General features: G+C 53.8%; 1 protein-coding gene. It reads left to right on the top strand.

Translation table 11 applies throughout. The features are described 5' to 3' along the window. Positions 1 to 318: di-heme oxidoredictase family protein (locus tag ACYP03_RS25250; RefSeq protein WP_459782564.1), on the top strand; the 318-nt coding region annotated here is incomplete at both ends.

The following is a 318-nucleotide window of genomic DNA, read 5'->3' as shown; positions in this document are numbered from 1 at the left end:
GAGCAGACTCTGGAATTACTGGCGGCAGCACAGCAAGAAGAAGGTAAAGGGATTTCCGGCCGGCTGAATCGGGTATGGGATGTTGAAAAACAGCAAACCGTTGCGGGGCGCTTTGGCTGGAAAGCCGGCCAGCCGACGCTGAAGCAGCAAAATGCCGGTGCATTTAACGGCGATCTGGGTCTGACGAGCCGCTTGTTTCCGGTTGAAAACTGCACCAGTGGTCAGGAGGTATGTCAGACACTGCCCAATGGCGGCTCCCCTGAAGTCAGCGATAAAATCCTGAATTTTGTTGAGTTTTATTCCCGTCACCTGGCTGTA

This window comes from Photobacterium sp. R1 (genome assembly GCF_054600795.1).
Note: the sequence above shows the minus strand (reverse complement) of the source record. Positions and strands in the feature narration are given on the sequence as shown.